15 protein-coding genes, 1 tRNA gene and 1 pseudogene are annotated in these 13839 nt (G+C 57.1%); 6 read left to right on the forward strand and 11 right to left on the reverse strand.

The window, feature by feature from the left end:
• Window positions 1-122 precede the first annotated feature (122 nt).
• Both EAH78_RS07345 and EAH78_RS07350 read left to right on the forward strand, forming a co-directional pair.
• Entirely contained in the window at window positions 123-413 is a 291-nt protein-coding gene (locus EAH78_RS07345; RefSeq protein WP_140666998.1) for a DUF1654 domain-containing protein, read from the forward strand.
• A gap of 4 nt (window positions 414-417) precedes the next feature.
• On the forward strand, window positions 418-1107 hold the full coding sequence (locus EAH78_RS07350; protein ID WP_140666999.1) for an endonuclease: 690 nt from the start codon (window positions 418-420) through the stop codon (window positions 1105-1107).
• A 67-nt stretch (window positions 1108-1174) separates the two neighbouring features.
• Here EAH78_RS07350 and EAH78_RS07355 read toward each other — a convergent pair whose 3' ends face one another.
• The gene (locus EAH78_RS07355; RefSeq protein WP_140667000.1) at window positions 1175-1540 is read right to left on the reverse strand and encodes an SPOR domain-containing protein; all 366 of its coding nucleotides are present in this window, start codon (window positions 1538-1540) and stop codon (window positions 1175-1177) included.
• 250 nt (window positions 1541-1790) lie between these two features.
• On the opposite strand from EAH78_RS07355, the gene csrA reads away from it, so the two are divergent.
• On the forward strand, window positions 1791-1985 hold the full coding sequence (csrA, locus tag EAH78_RS07360; protein ID WP_007938114.1) for a carbon storage regulator CsrA: 195 nt from the start codon (window positions 1791-1793) through the stop codon (window positions 1983-1985).
• Between the two features lie 189 nt (window positions 1986-2174).
• Here csrA and EAH78_RS07365 read toward each other — a convergent pair whose 3' ends face one another.
• Together EAH78_RS07365 and EAH78_RS07370 are read right to left on the reverse strand one after the other, a co-directional pair.
• Window positions 2175-2630, reverse strand: coding sequence for a DUF2214 family protein (locus EAH78_RS07365; protein ID WP_140667001.1), 456 nt, complete (start codon window positions 2628-2630; stop codon window positions 2175-2177).
• Window positions 2631-2652: 22 nt separating this feature from the next.
• Window positions 2653-2886, reverse strand: a complete 234-nt coding sequence (locus EAH78_RS07370) for a hypothetical protein (RefSeq protein WP_140667002.1) — start codon at window positions 2884-2886, stop codon at window positions 2653-2655.
• A 200-nt stretch (window positions 2887-3086) separates the two neighbouring features.
• Between EAH78_RS07370 and EAH78_RS07375 the strand changes: the two genes are divergently transcribed.
• On the forward strand, window positions 3087-3839 hold the full coding sequence (locus EAH78_RS07375; protein ID WP_140667003.1) for a carbonic anhydrase: 753 nt from the start codon (window positions 3087-3089) through the stop codon (window positions 3837-3839).
• Window positions 3840-3880: 41 nt separating this feature from the next.
• Here the strand turns inward: EAH78_RS07375 and EAH78_RS07380 are convergent, their stop codons facing one another.
• From EAH78_RS07380 to EAH78_RS07390, 3 genes are all read right to left on the reverse strand, one after another.
• Window positions 3881-4075: a hypothetical protein gene (locus EAH78_RS07380; protein WP_059181194.1), complete on the reverse strand. Its 195-nt coding sequence runs from the start codon at window positions 4073-4075 to the stop codon at window positions 3881-3883.
• Window positions 4076-4137: 62 nt separating this feature from the next.
• Complete coding sequence (locus EAH78_RS07385) at window positions 4138-4479, reverse strand: RDD family protein (protein WP_240051852.1); 342 nt, start codon at window positions 4477-4479, stop codon at window positions 4138-4140.
• A gap of 189 nt (window positions 4480-4668) precedes the next feature.
• Window positions 4669-4944: a hypothetical protein gene (locus EAH78_RS07390; RefSeq protein WP_140667004.1), complete on the reverse strand. Its 276-nt coding sequence runs from the start codon at window positions 4942-4944 to the stop codon at window positions 4669-4671.
• Window positions 4945-5696: 752 nt separating this feature from the next.
• Between EAH78_RS07390 and EAH78_RS32595 the strand changes: the two are divergent.
• A pseudogene (locus EAH78_RS32595) lies at window positions 5697-5907 on the forward strand (hypothetical protein).
• Between the two features lie 609 nt (window positions 5908-6516).
• Here EAH78_RS32595 and EAH78_RS07405 read toward each other — a convergent pair.
• Window positions 6517-6593: transfer RNA gene (locus tag EAH78_RS07405), tRNA-Val, on the reverse strand.
• Window positions 6594-6776: 183 nt separating this feature from the next.
• Here EAH78_RS07405 and EAH78_RS07410 point away from each other — a divergent pair.
• A complete protein-coding gene (locus EAH78_RS07410; protein ID WP_140667006.1) occupies window positions 6777-8060 on the forward strand; it encodes an NAD(P)/FAD-dependent oxidoreductase in 1284 nt (427 codons plus the stop codon).
• Between the two features lie 49 nt (window positions 8061-8109).
• Here the strand turns inward: EAH78_RS07410 and EAH78_RS07415 are convergent, their stop codons facing one another.
• From EAH78_RS07415 to EAH78_RS07430, 4 genes are read right to left on the reverse strand one after another with little or no spacing between them, the layout of a single operon-like run.
• Window positions 8110-9081 (reverse strand): XdhC family protein, encoded by a 972-nt coding sequence (locus tag EAH78_RS07415; protein WP_140667007.1) that lies wholly within the window; start codon window positions 9079-9081, stop codon window positions 8110-8112.
• 1 nt (window position 9082) lies between these two features.
• Complete coding sequence (locus EAH78_RS07420) at window positions 9083-10318, reverse strand: c-type cytochrome (protein WP_140667008.1); 1236 nt, start codon at window positions 10316-10318, stop codon at window positions 9083-9085.
• 2 nt (window positions 10319-10320) lie between these two features.
• Window positions 10321-10860, reverse strand: a complete 540-nt coding sequence (locus EAH78_RS07425) for a (2Fe-2S)-binding protein (protein WP_046026867.1) — start codon at window positions 10858-10860, stop codon at window positions 10321-10323.
• Window positions 10853-13684: a xanthine dehydrogenase family protein molybdopterin-binding subunit gene (locus EAH78_RS07430; protein ID WP_140667009.1), complete on the reverse strand. Its 2832-nt coding sequence runs from the start codon at window positions 13682-13684 to the stop codon at window positions 10853-10855. The genes EAH78_RS07425 and EAH78_RS07430 overlap by 8 nt, the downstream gene beginning before the upstream one ends.
• Window positions 13685-13839: the final 155 nt, after the last annotated feature.

A 13839-nucleotide genomic window follows, 5' to 3' on the forward strand; every position in this document is an offset into this window, starting at 1 on the left:
GTCAGCGTTGACGAGTGGTTAACGCCCCAGGCAAAACTCCGATAAAGGGTTTCTCCTCTTCCTACACCAAGCGGTAAAAACCGCTGTCAGAGGATTTTCTTGAATTTTAAGCAGTTGCGAAAATGCTTACAGTTAAATACTGTATGCACGTACAGCTTAATAAGGATAATCCTGTGGCCACCACCTCTACCTCTCCTGACACCTATGCACGCATGGGTCTGCGCGTTCAGAAAATCATCAATTCCCCCACCGCTCAAAAAGCCAAAGCCGCACTGATCTTCCGCCTGCCGGACGAACCAGTGGATGAGTGGGAACAATTGCTCGAAGAAATCGACGAGAACGACAACGTCACCCTCGCCTATCGCGACGATGGCGGCGTGCAGATTTTCTGGGTTGTGCCGAAGGAAGATTGAGTCAATGAGTGTCCGCTGGTTTGCTTTGCTGTTTTTGTTCGTCACTTTCGGAGCCCAGGCTGGCGCCCCACGCACCTTCGGCGAAGCCAAAAAAGTCGCCTGGAAACTGTATGCACCGCAATCCACCGAGTTCTATTGCGGCTGCAAATACACCGGCAACAAGGTGAACCTGGCCGCCTGTGGTTATGTGCCGCGCAAAAACGCCAAGCGCGCGTCCCGCATCGAGTGGGAGCACATTGTCCCGGCGTGGCAGATCGGCCATCAGCGCCAATGCTGGCAGGCTGGTGGGCGCAAAAACTGCACCCGTTACGATCCAGTTTTCCAGAAGGCCGAAGCCGATTTGCATAACCTGGTGCCAAGCATTGGCGAGGTCAATGGCGATCGCAACAACTTCAGTTTTGGCTGGCTGCCGGTGCAGACCGGTCAATATGGCTCATGCCTGACCCAGGTCGACTTCAAGGCCAAGAAGGTCATGCCCCGCCCTTCCATTCGCGGCATGATTGCCCGGACTTATTTCTACATGAGCAAGCAATACGGCTTGAGGCTGTCGAAACAGGATCGCCAACTGTACGAAGCCTGGAACAAAACCTATCCGGTTGAAGCCTGGGAACGTCAGCGCAACCAGAGCGTGGCGTGCGTCATGGGTCGCGGTAACGAGTTTGTCGGGCCGGTGAACATGAAAGCCTGCGGCTGATTGCCCGTCGGAAAGTAAAAAGGCCTCGGTGTAAAACCCGAGGCCTTTGGCCTTTTCAGCCTCTGCGTTACTGGGCTGCAGGCCGCTCGAGCACCAGTAATTCGACATTCTGTTTCTTAGCCCGCGCCAGCGCCGCAGCCACTTCTGCCTGCTTGGCCTCGGTCTCGGCTTTCGAACTGAATGGCCCCATCAGAATGCGCGTCTTGCCGTTTTCCATGATGACGTTGGAGACGAAGCTATGTTCAATCAACCAGCCACTCAGATCACTCACTGCCTGGGGTGTTTCGCCTCGCACTTCGAGGTCCCATTGCGGCCCGTTTGTCGCTGCGGGGGCGGATACGATTGCCGGCTTCGCTTTTTGAGTGTCTACGCCCTTCCCTTCACCGCAGCCAGCCAGCGCCAATACAGCGATTACCAAGACCATTTTGCGCACAACGGTTCCCTCTGGATGCCGAAAGCGGCGATTTTAACATTCATGAATACTTCCCGAGTGCCGCAAAATGGGCACAAAACAACGAGATTGATGGTTGCGGCCTCTGTATAGTTACGCCTTGGGAATTAATGCAGCATCTGCGCGTCAGAAAGAGGCACCCAAACCGTGAGACTTCGCACTAATCTATACATACCACCGACCTCTGCACTGTTCGAATCAGGTGCCCTACAAAGCAATCAAGGAGAAGACCATGCTGATACTCACCCGCAAAGTCGGTGAAAGCATAAATATTGGTGACGACATTACGATCACCATTCTGGGCGTGAGCGGCCAGCAAGTCAGGATCGGCATCAACGCCCCGAAAGACGTTGCAGTGCATCGCGAAGAAATCTATCAGCGCATTCAGGCTGGCCTCACCGCGCCAGACAAGCCACAAACCCCCTGAATCCTGTTGCAGTCAGTAGCCAGCCCGTTCGCCCTGAACACCGGCTGGCTAAAGATTCGAGCGCCGCAACGCCCGCCGGTACGCTCACCCTCTCCCGCCAAAACATGAAGCCGATACTACCGGCATGTCCCATGCCATGGCTGTCAGACGTTTCCGAATAACCCCGAGGAAGTACGTGATACCTCTTGGCTAACCAAAGCCTACCCCGCGCGCCATCCCCGTCGCCGCGATGACCATCAGCAACACCAGCAAGCCTTCGACATGACTGAAACGAGCAAACAGTTTTGCACGCCCGGCATCGATCGTCGCGCCACGCCCAAGTGCAATCCGCCATTTGATCAGCGCCACCATCGGGGCAACTTCAAGCAGCAGGATCAGCACGAAAAGCGTCATCTTGAGGTGGAACAGTGGCTGATGAAGGTAGTAATCGGTGCCTTTTTCGTACCCGCCAAAGGCCCGCATCCCACCGGTAATAAGGAGGATGACTGCAGAAATCCCCCACAGGTTATCGGCCATCAGCACGCGACGAGCCTCCCCCGTCCCGGCCGCCAGGCGACTGAATGCCGTGCCTCGGGTCAAAACGGCCCAGAATGCCAGCGCAACAGCCAGCAGGTGAATTGCCGCAAGAGACCACTGAACCAGCATCGATGTACCCCATCAGACCGAGTTAGAGTTTGGCCAAACAGTAGTAGTCCAAAAAACCGAGGGCTGCCCGATTCGGGAGGGTGTTCGAAGGGTCAGGACAAAACGCAGGCAAAAAAAAATCCCAAGCAGCTGATGGAAGCTCGGGACTTAAAAATGCATAAACCGTGGTGGTGAACGCGGGGCGATAATATCCCAGCAACTCACTTGTAACAATATATTTTCGACCGCCGGCCGGTTTAAAAAAATCGTAACTCATTAAATATCCACACTTTTTTCATGGAGCATGGATAAGTCTCTGGCTGAGCCGAGCCATCGCGAACCCGACCAACGGACCTGAGAACAGCACCTGAAACATTACGTCACAGACCGTCTAGACTGCACAACACAAGAGCTGAAGACTTCTGAAAGCACTCGCTTTTGACAGCAAGCCCCCCCTTTCACCTGAGTACACAAGCCATGTGTGAATCATGTGATTCAAAACCACTTGAAAACGCGGGTGGTCGCCGTAAGTTCCTGAAGTTAGCCGGCCTCGGCGCCGGCGCCCTGCTATTGGCTGGCGCCCTGCCGAACCAACTCCTCATGGCCGTCGAGAAAACGGCGCCACCCCCAAAACCACAAAACTCAATCACCCCCGACGCGGCCCTCCAAAGGCTTATGGAAGGAAACGAGCGGTATGTTTCCGGCACCTCCAAAACTCATGACTTCAAGGCCGAACGAGAAGCCCTGGTCACAGGCCAGAACCCGTTCGTGTCGGTACTCAGTTGTTCTGACTCTCGTATCGCTCCCGAGTACGCTTTCGACACCGCACGAGGAGATCTTTTCGCCATACGCGTTGCCGGCAACTTCGTCACCGATGAGGGTTTGGCTAGTCTTGAGTACGCGGTCGCGGTGCTCGGCTCACCCTTGATCCTCGTACTCGGGCATGAAGACTGCGGTGCGATTAACGCGGGTATAAAGGCGGTAAAGGATCACACCGTTTTCCCTGGTCACATCCCGAAACTGACGGAGGCGCTCAAGGGCTCTATCGAGACGGTACTCAAGGAACCTGGAAGTCTCCCAGCCAACGCGGTAACGCAGAATGTCAAAGACTCGGTCAAGAAACTAAAAAATGCTTCTCCCCTACTGACGGACGCCCTAAGTAAAGGCACATTGAAAGTAGTGGGTGGCATCTATCGCCTCGCGAGCGGAAAAGTAGACCTGATCGCCTGAGAGCCAGGCGTGAAAAGCCCAGCGCAACGGCTGGGCTCTGGTTACCTTCTGTTTTCCATCATCTTGTCAGCGAGCGCCTTGGCTCTTTCGATCAACAGGTTCTGCCTGTCTTCGTGAGTAGCCCCACCCACGACCGGCGCCGTCAGGTTGCTCTCCGCAATCAATGCAGCGCAGAAAAACTGATCCCAAACAGTTCTGGTCTCAGACGTCTGTTTGTTCGTTTGGTCGGCGATCATATGCGGCTCCTTTTGATGAGGTAGCACCGCCAGTTTACGCCTCAATTACTGCAAACCGCCCCTTACCTGGATCGAATCACGATCGTAGAAGCGAGCATGTCGCCCAGTCGTTTGCGCGAGCCAAAGAAAATGAAGATCCAGTCAAAAATACTCAGGAACGGTGTGGTGATATTGCGTACAAATGATTGATAAAGATTGCAGTCAAGGTAGCTGCCCTCATCTATCACGCACATGCCCAGCAATTTTTTACCAACACTTTGACCCTTGGGCATTGCATCGGAAAACAGGTAATAACCCGCACCCGCGCCCAGCGCCAGAATGGCGACCACGGTCGGTGGCAGACCTATGAAGTCTGCCCATTCGACCGACAAACAAGAACAGAAAGAACGTGATAAGTGAGTCAATCATTTGCCCTCCCCATCGACGTCCCAGGCCCGCCAGATTTTTTGGCTTTTGATATTCGATTTGAGTGTTGCTGACTTCCATATGTCATTCGCCTGTTGGTGTTTGGATACAGACGTATCGGCACCGGGTCCGCAAGATTTAATTGAGTGTTTGGCAAGACGATAGCGTTCTGCCGAAAAACGAAACCACTATTTTTTAAGTGTCTCGACTGGAACGGCGAGGCTAAATGAGGTCGACGAAGAAATAGACTCCGCCGCGGGTGCTGCAGGCTCGTTGGTCAAAGAAAGATAAGAGTCAAGCGTGCTCAAAAGACACAGGGTGAGCCATGCAAAGCCGATAACACGCGATAAAACCGAATGCCCTTTACGCAGAAGAAACCAGGCAAAAAGTATAGGGGAGATAATTATTCCGGCGAGGAGGAGGAAACCGACTTTGCGTTGGGCAGGTACGTTTACTTCATTCATAGAGCAATCCATGGCTAGGCAGGCCAGGCATTTTGAACGCAGAGACACTATTTTGCCACTATCCAATATTGCGCACTTCCACGCGCATGCCTGGCACGCGCGTTTAGCGCGATCCAGCCTTGGTCTCCGGCGTAGGTGATTCCGATAATTCGTTGAGCATGCGCTAGGGCAAGTTGGTGCGCGCTTCTGCATGGTCCACGTCGCTGGCACCGAACAGCCGCGGACTGGATCTGTTGCATCCATGAGGCCTGGCGCAGCTGGGTAATGGTCGCATCGTTCTGCGCTGGGTTGCCCGCCTCCGTGGCATCACCCTCGACTCAGGCGGATTCCAATCGACAACAAAAAAGGGCTCGCCTTTCGGTTAGCCCTTCTAGACCGCCGGCAGAGCGGATTTTGCCTGGCAGGAGCACTTCTATCTCTTGTATCCCAAGAACTCTTGGTAGTCAGCGAAATCGTCATCCAGCTGTTCGGTTTTTTGGATAGGTGCAAAGGCAAGTGTTACCCCACCGAACACAATTATTAAAAAAACGTAGTAATACAGCCACCTATCCATCACCAAAACCTCCATTTTTTGATTTATCGATACTACCTAAAAAATCATCGCAGATGAAGGCCAAATGATGGCCACCAAACCAAACATACACAATTATGTTTGTCCCTAGAAAGGTCTAGCCGCCCAAAAATCCAGGCCCCCTGCCATGCTCACCCAAGAAATATTGCAGTTACGCTGACCTCTAAACGGAGAATTCACAATGCCAAACTCTGACCTGCTCCCTTCCCTGCTCTTCAAGATCAACGAAAATCAGCTCGCCCTGGAGGCGGCTATTATGGAGCTGACGCTATGGCGTCGAGCAGCGCGGTTCAGCAGAGGTCGCCGGTAACGTACGCGGCGCTCTGCAAACGATCGACAAAAACAAAGAGTTCCTCAAGATGACGCCTGCTGTGCTCATGACTCCAGAATGATTTCATCCCTGAATCGGATTGGATGGTGTTATCCCAACCCGAAGCAAAATAAAATTATGCTCATAACCGAGCCACAGGCAAAGATCACGACTCCAAACACGACGCTCAGAAACAGAGAATGTTTAAACAAGGCTGGAATCTCCGGTGACCGTCATTCAACGATAGATTGAGTGTGAGCACCTGAGCAATATCCAAGCCAGTGGGCATGGCAAGGTCTAGGATCAACGATTCCATTGAAAAATTTCTTTCAGTCGCGATGAATTCCCCAACTATGGGGGTTAACTCATCCTACATTCTGGGCTGCTCCCCGAAGTACAGGAGCATCTACCGCGCCACCCACACCGCTACATCTTGTCGACCAACAATCCCAAAACGCGTGCATACAGCACAGTTTGAAAACGGTTGCTCAATCGGGAGAAGCCAGATGGTGGAGATGGCGGGGATATTGAGGAAGGATTGCGCATAAGAAGCGGCTGATTGGGTCGCTCACATTGCACAGTGTGAATGGAGCCTATGTTGTGTGAACGTTCTGCAAGAAATCCAGGACGAAAAAAAGGGCCAACCCGTGGGTTGACCCTTTTCACACCGCCCAGCAGAGCGGATTTTGTTTGGTAGGCGCGATTGGACTCGAACCAACGACCCCCACCATGTCAAGGTGGTGCTCTAACCAACTGAGCTACGTGCCTGCTGTGAGGCGGCATTCTACGGAATTCCGAAGGGGTGTCAACACCTTTTTTCGAGCTAACCCTATGAATATGCAAAATATTTAATTTTTCGGCGATGAAGAAGATTTTCCGGTCGCTGGCGGTCGATTTTTAACTCGGGTAGGATCAAGGCACTCGTAAAATATATTAAACAGAGGCAGCAGGATGGCGAACACTCCCTACCCAGAGTCCTATTACGCCGCATCGGCCAATGCGGTTCCGCCGCGCCCGGCTTTGCAGGGTGATGTAGAGACTGACGTCTGCGTGATTGGCGCCGGCTACACCGGTTTGTCCTCTGCCCTGTTTCTGCTGGAGAACGGTTTCAAGGTAACGGTTCTTGAAGCGGCCAAGGTTGGTTTTGGCGCGTCGGGCCGTAACGGCGGTCAGATCGTCAACAGCTATAGTCGCGATATCGATGTGATCGAGCGCAGCGTTGGCCCCAAGCAAGCTCAGTTGTTGGGGCAAATGGCGTTCGAGGGTGCGCGGATCATTCGTGAGCGTGTTGCCAAATATAATATCCAGTGCGACTTGAAGGACGGCGGTGTGTTCGCGGCCATCACGGCCAAGCAGATGGGCCACCTGGAATCGCAGAAGCGCCTGTGGGAACGCTTCGGTCATACGCAGCTTGAATTGATGGATCAACGTCGTATCCGCGAAGTCGTGAATTGCGATCAGTACGTCGGCGGCATGCTCGACATGAGCGGCGGGCACATTCATCCGCTCAACCTGGCGCTGGGCGAAGCCGCGGCCGTTGAGTCGTTGGGCGGCACTATCTATGAACAGTCGCCTGCGGTACGCATCGAGCGCGGCGCGAATCCGGTGGTGCATACGCCAGAGGGCAAGGTCAGGGCCAAGTTCATCATCGTGGCGGGCAATGCTTACCTCGGCAACCTGGTACCGGAGCTGGCGGCCAAGTCGATGCCTTGCGGGACGCAGGTCATCACTACCGAACCGCTGGGCGAGGAACTGGCGAATAACCTGCTGCCGCAGGATTACTGCGTCGAGGACTGCAATTACCTGCTCGACTATTACCGCCTGACGAGTGACAAGCGGCTGATCTTCGGCGGCGGTGTGGTGTATGGCGCGCGGGATCCGGCGAACATCGAGGCGATCATTCGGCCGAAGATGCTCAAGGCGTTCCCGCAGCTTAAAAACGTGAAAATTGACTACGCCTGGACCGGCAATTTTCTGCTGACCCTGTCGCGTCTTCCGCAGGTCGGACGGATCGGTGACAACATTTACTATTCCCAAGGCTGCAGCGGCCATGGCGTGACGTACACGCACCTGGCGGGCAAAGTGCTGGCCGAGGCGCTGCGAGGTCAGGCGGAGCGTTTTGATGCGTTTGCTGATCTGCCGCACTACCCGTTCCCGGGCGGACAATTGCTGCGTACACCGTTTGCGGCGTTGGGCGCCTGGTACTACGGGCTGCGGGACAAATTCGGATACTGATACAAAAAAGAGGCCGCTGAATGCGGCCCCTTTTTTGTAGGAATGGTTTTTACAGCTTGTCCCGTGCGATGCCGCTGCGGATTCGCAAGATGTCAGCGAGTACCGCGAGGGCGATTTCAGCAGGTGTCTTGCTGCCCAGGTTCAAACCGATCGGCGCATGAATCCGCGCCAGCTCGGCCTCCCCCAAGCCACCAATCCTGCGCAACCGTTCGAAGCGCTTTTGCGACGTCTGCATTGAACCCATCACACCGATGTAAAACGCCTCGGTGCGCACCGCTTCCATCATCGCCAGGTCATCGATGCGCGGATCGTGGGTCAACGCCACCACCGCCGTGTCGCTGTGGCAGCCGCCGTCAGCAATGAACACTGAGGGCAACTGACGACGAATCTCGACGTTTTCCAGCACCACGCCTTCCAGCACCTCGTCGCGCGGATCGCAAAGAATCACTTCGAAACCCAACCCGACGGCAAACTCTGCACAGGCCTGAGCAACCGAGGAATACCCAGCCAGCAACAAGCGCTGGGCCGCACCGATCCGCACGCGTACCCGATCGATCTCACGCTCGATGCGTACACCCTGCTCGCGATCATCGAACAGGCTGCGCGCACCGCTGGCCAGATCGACTTCGCGGATCAGCCGACGCTGCCCCAACAGCGCCGACTCCAGTTCTCGCAGATGCGCCTGAACCTCACAAACCGGCTCAAGCTTCTCCACCAGCACATCGAGCACACCGCCACAGGGCAAGCTCACGCGAGAGCGCGGCTCATCTCCCTCGCCATAACGAACAACACTGACCGCCTCAAGAAACGCCCCTTCGGCGACTCGCTCGAGAAAGTCTTCCTCGACACAGCCGCCCGACAGCGAACCGATCCATTGCCCGTCAGCGTTCACCGCCAGCAGCGAACCCGGCGCACGCGGCGCCGAGCCGTAGGTGGCGAGCACCGTGCATAGCCAGACGCGTTGGCCGGCCGACGACCATTGCAGCGCCCGACGCACAACTTGCAGATCGAGATGCTGCATGTCAGTGCGCCTTGTGCTCAAGCGGCGGCGCATCAGCTCGCAACTTCTGCACGTCGTTCACGGCCAGATCACCCGGCTGACCACCCCAGCCCTGACGCAGGTAGTTCAGCAGATCAGTCAGTTGCTCGTGACTGAGCTTCTCGGCGAACCCCGGCATCGGCTGCATGTGCTCGAACCCGGAAAACTTCTGCTCGCCGATGCCGTCGTCGATCACCCGCACCAGATTGCGTGGATCTTCCAGGCGCAGCGTGGTGTTGCCGCGCATGGCCACCGCGATGTGCGGCTTGCCTTCGCCACCGATCGCGTGGCAACCGGCGCAAACGTTCAAGTATTCCTGACGGCCGCGTTGGGCGCTGGCAGTGAGCTTGTCCAACGGCACGTCAGTCAGCACCTTGGCTTGCGGCGGTTGATCGCCGAGCAGGAAAGTCGCCATCGCCGCGAGGTCCGGATCGTTGAGGCCCTGGGTGCTGTTGTGGAACACCGGGAACATCTCGTTGAACATCGTGCCCTGGGCGCTCATGCCGTGCTTGAGGAACGAACTCAGGTCTTGATGGCTCCAGCCGCGAGCCGCCAGGTCATTGGCCAACAGGCTCGGTGCCAGATAGCCATTGAGCAGGCCACCGGTCAGGCGCTTGTCCTGTTGCATCGCACCCGGCAAACCGCGCGGGGTGTGGCATTCGCCGCAGTGACCGAGCACGTCGACCATGTACTGGCCACGCTTGTAGGCATCGCTTTTACCCTCGGTGGACGAAAGCTTCACGTCCTTGCCGTAGAGCATGTTCCAGCCCATCAGGCCCAGGCGTACGTTGAACGGAAAGCTCAGGCTGGTCACCGGTGCTGCACGCTCAATCGGTTCGACGGTTTTCAGGTACGCGTGAATCGCGTCCGAGTCGTCGCGCGGAATAAGGTGATACGAGGTGTACGGCATCGCCGGGTACAGGTTGGCGCCATCACGGCGCTTGCCTTCGGTCAGCGCGGCGAAGAATTCGTCATCGTTGTAGAGGCCGATGCCGTGCTCTTTGCTCGGGGTGATGTTGGTGCCGTAGATCGTACCGAACGGCGAGACAATCGGCAGACCGCCCGCGTAGGGCGCGCCACCCGGCGCGGTGTGGCAGGCCATGCAGTCAGCAGCACGGGCGAGGTATTCGCCGCGCTTGATCTGATCTTCCGCGTGCGCCAGCAACACCGGCGCAGCCAGGCCGACCGCCAATGCCAGGCGGGAAAGTAGTTGCTTCATGCTTAACCCTCCTTGACCAGGCCGAGATCGGTCAGCACGTTGCGCGTCGCACTGTAGTAACGCACGTAGCCTGTGCAGCGGCAGATGTGGTGACCGAGGCTGTCCTCGATGACTTTTTCCAACTGGCTTTTGACGATCGGCTGACGCTGCAGCTTCTCCACCAGCACCGTCGCGGCATTCACGAAACCCGGTGCGCAGTAGCTGCACTGGAACGCGAATTCGTCGACGAAACGCTGCTGGATCGGGTTCAGCTCAGTGACTTTGCCTTCCTCGTCGCGCTTGGCATGGCCTTCGATGGTCCGCACTTTTTTGCCTTCAAAGTAATGCGCGCCGGTGATGCAGGTGCGCACTTCTTCGCTGGTGCCGTCCGGGTTGTCGACGATCACCACGCAGGCGTGGCAGATGCCCTGGCCGCAGCCCAAACGGGAGCCGGTAAGGTTTTTGTATTCGTGCAGATAGTCGATCATCGGCAGGTCATCAGGGATGTCCACCGGGCCGACGGATTGACCGTTGAGGGTCAGTTGAAGCGGACGGTTAGCCATTGAGGGCCTCCTTGATGCGTGCAGAAGTGAGAGGAAGATCGCGGACCCGTTTGCCGATGGCGTGTGCCACGGCGTTACCGATGGCGCCTACCACCGGGATCATCACCACTTCGGCAATGCCCTTCGATGGATCGCTCGGCGACAACGGCGGCAGGATTTCAGCCGTCTGCTTCCAGACCGCCACATGGCGCGCCATCGGCAAGCGGTAACGGTTGAAGTTCCAGTCACCCTCCCCCGGCCCGCCTTCGTACAGCGGCATCTCTTCCATCAGCGCATGGCCGATGCCCATGGCGATCCCGCCTTCGATCTGGCCTTTGACCAGTTCTTCCACCAGCACCCGACCGCACTCAACCCACGAGTGATGGTTGAGCACTTGCACTTCGGCCGAACCCTTGTTGACTTTCACTTCCACCAGCGTCGCGACCGGGCTGTAGTAGGTCACAGCCGCGTTGTTCAACTGGGTGTCCGGGTAGTGCACGTTCTGGCGATCCAGCAGGTGGAAACCGGCACTGTTCATTTGCGCCTTTTTCACGCTCGGCGCGCCGTCGCCGTACTTGACCGCCAAGCCGTCGAGCGGCAGACGTTCACGCACGCCGTCGATGCTGAACTCGGCCTCGGCCCAGCTCCAGCGGTTGAAGCCGTGCACGGTCGCACCGGTGACCAGGCCCTTCTCATGAGCGTGCTTGGCCAGTTGCTCAAAGCTCAGTGGCTGCATGCCGTTGGCGGTGAGTTTGCCGTCGACCCAGTGCGCATCTTCGCGACGCACCACATAAGGGTTAGCCGAGCCACCGTAAGGGCCCTGGCTCCAGATCTGCAGCGCCGCCGGCCACAAACCGTGGTTGAACAGCACGCGCGCCGCTTCACGGGTAGCGTGGCTGAAGTAGTAGGCCGAGTTGGTGGCCGACGACGCCGAGGCGATCTTGCCGACCCAGCGCGGGTTGCGCAGCAGGCTGTCCTGTTCAGCCTGACTCATGATGTAAGGGTTGCCGCCGCTGATCAGCTGCAACTCTTTCCATTCGGTCTCGCCGGTCTTCACTTCCGTCGCCGCGATACCGAGGAAATCGGCCACGACCAAGGCTTGCGAGGTCGACATGCCGGTGCCGATCTCGATACCGATGTGGCGCAGGGTGATGTGGCCTTGCGCGGTGAACTCGATGCTCGCCATCGGCGCTTCGGAACCGGTGCCGAAATCTTTCTGGCAGATGGCAAAACCGACGCCGTACCAGTTGTCCGGATCCTGTGCTTCGCGCTGCTTTTTGATCGCGTCGCGGTTTTTCCAGACGTCGTGAACGGCGGCCTTGTCGAGAATCTCGTGCAAGCGCAACGCACCCGCTGGCACCGCGCCCTGGGTGTTTTTCATGCCCGAGACCATGGCGTTTTTCTTGCGCAAATCAATGGCGTCGATGCCGAGACGATCGGCAATTTCGTCGACCATCATCTCGGTGGACGCCATGCTTTGCAGAGTGCCGTAGCCACGCATCGAACCGGCTTCAACGGCGCGGGAATGATAAGCGGTGACCTGCAAATCGTTCTGCGGCATGTAGTAGATCGACTGCGCTGCCGTGGCACCAACGGCCGCGACGGATGGGCTGTAGTTGACCCGGCCACCGCCATCGACGCTCATTTCTGCGCGGAAAATCTTGAAACTGTGATCCGTCTTGTCCACGGCCAATTGGTAGCGGATGTCGAACGGGTGACGCTTGATGCCGCTCTGGAACTGCTCATAGCGGTCGTTGGCCAGACGCACGGGCACACCCGCGCCATACAACGCCGCGAGGGCCGCGTAGTAGACGAAAATGTTGTGGTCTTTGGAACCGTAACCCACGGTGTAACCGGGGTGCATATTCAGGTTCGCCAGGCCGAAGCGCGACGGCGCGATCATCTTCGCAGTCTCGGTCGCCGCTTCCAGTGGGCACTGGGTCGCCACCACGAAATGCAGGGTCTTGGTTGCCGGGTCATACCAGCCGTTGCCGTTGTCCGGCTCCATCGCGGCGGGTTCAATCGACGGGGTTTTGTATCGCTCGTCGAATACCAGCCAGTTGTCCGGCGGCGTGTCGATCTGCTGTTTCATGCGATCGGCGTAGAACAACCCGCGCTCAGTCAGGTTGCCGTGCAGGTTCGGTTGGGAATTCCACACCGGGCGACGATTTTTCAGCATCGGGAACAGGATCGAGTCCTTGAGGCTGGCGAATTCGTCTTCGTCCGCCGAGGTCGCCCCGCCTACACGCACATAGCGGAAGCTGCCGTAGGGATCGCCTTCGTAGAACGGCACTTGAGCACCGTAACGAATCGCTTTGTCATTGAATTTGAGTTTGGCCTTGGCCTGACGGAAACGCTCGAAGTCGTTCCAGATCAGGATGGCCACCGGGTGACCGATGAACATCGGCACCTTGCCTTCCGGCAACAGCGGATCCGGCGCGTGCTCTTCCGGGAAGACGATGCCGTCTTTCTCCAGATCGGCGGCGGTGACGATGCGGTCAGGCTGCAATTCGGCGCCGAGCCACGACAGGTCCATGCCCGCGTAGATGCGGTCGGCCTTGATGGTTTTCAGCAGCATGGCGTGGCCTTGTTGCTGCGGCCAGCCCGGCATGTCCTTGGCGCGGATGTCACGGGCAAAGACTTTGCTGCCGCAGACCTTCGACAAGGCATCGTTACGCGAGCGCGCCTTGCCGTTGTTGCCGAGCCATTGCTCGGACGGCAAGGTCACGCTGTTTTCCATCAAGGCAGCGAGTGCCTGACTGCTGAGCGGCGTGAGCGTCACGCTCACACCTGCCACCAGCCCGCCCTGAAGGAACGAGCGCCGGGATATATCACGGTTGGACATGGATCATCCTCTGGGCGGTTATAGACCCGCCCTTCTGGTTATGTTCTGGAAATCTCGAGTCGTGCAGAAGCCCTTTTTGACGAAACGAAGGGCTGAAATGACAGTGCAAAGCTGACCGAAAGGTTAAGTTTATAGGCTTATGCGCCTGCGGCAAA

It is taken from the genome of Pseudomonas arsenicoxydans, from assembly GCF_006438915.1.
Taxonomy (GTDB): Bacteria; Pseudomonadota; Gammaproteobacteria; order Pseudomonadales; family Pseudomonadaceae; genus Aquipseudomonas; species Aquipseudomonas arsenicoxydans_A.

Coding starts and splice junctions, on each gene's coding strand:
- EAH78_RS07345 (WP_140666998.1), top strand. CDS start 123: ATGCTTACAGTTAAATACTGTATGCACGTACAGCTTAATAAGGATAAT.
- EAH78_RS07350 (WP_140666999.1), top strand. CDS start 418: ATGAGTGTCCGCTGGTTTGCTTTGCTGTTTTTGTTCGTCACTTTCGGA.
- csrA (WP_007938114.1), top strand. CDS start 1,791: ATGCTGATACTCACCCGCAAAGTCGGTGAAAGCATAAATATTGGTGAC.
- EAH78_RS07365 (WP_140667001.1), bottom strand. CDS start 2,630: ATGCTGGTTCAGTGGTCTCTTGCGGCAATTCACCTGCTGGCTGTTGCG.
- EAH78_RS07370 (WP_140667002.1), bottom strand. CDS start 2,886: ATGAGTTACGATTTTTTTAAACCGGCCGGCGGTCGAAAATATATTGTT.
- EAH78_RS07375 (WP_140667003.1), top strand. CDS start 3,087: ATGTGTGAATCATGTGATTCAAAACCACTTGAAAACGCGGGTGGTCGC.
- EAH78_RS07380 (WP_059181194.1), bottom strand. CDS start 4,075: ATGATCGCCGACCAAACGAACAAACAGACGTCTGAGACCAGAACTGTT.
- EAH78_RS07390 (WP_140667004.1), bottom strand. CDS start 4,944: ATGAATGAAGTAAACGTACCTGCCCAACGCAAAGTCGGTTTCCTCCTC.
- EAH78_RS07410 (WP_140667006.1), top strand. CDS start 6,777: ATGGCGAACACTCCCTACCCAGAGTCCTATTACGCCGCATCGGCCAAT.
- EAH78_RS07415 (WP_140667007.1), bottom strand. CDS start 9,081: ATGCAGCATCTCGATCTGCAAGTTGTGCGTCGGGCGCTGCAATGGTCG.
- EAH78_RS07420 (WP_140667008.1), bottom strand. CDS start 10,318: ATGAAGCAACTACTTTCCCGCCTGGCATTGGCGGTCGGCCTGGCTGCG.
- EAH78_RS07425 (WP_046026867.1), bottom strand. CDS start 10,860: ATGGCTAACCGTCCGCTTCAACTGACCCTCAACGGTCAATCCGTCGGC.
- EAH78_RS07430 (WP_140667009.1), bottom strand. CDS start 13,684: ATGTCCAACCGTGATATATCCCGGCGCTCGTTCCTTCAGGGCGGGCTG.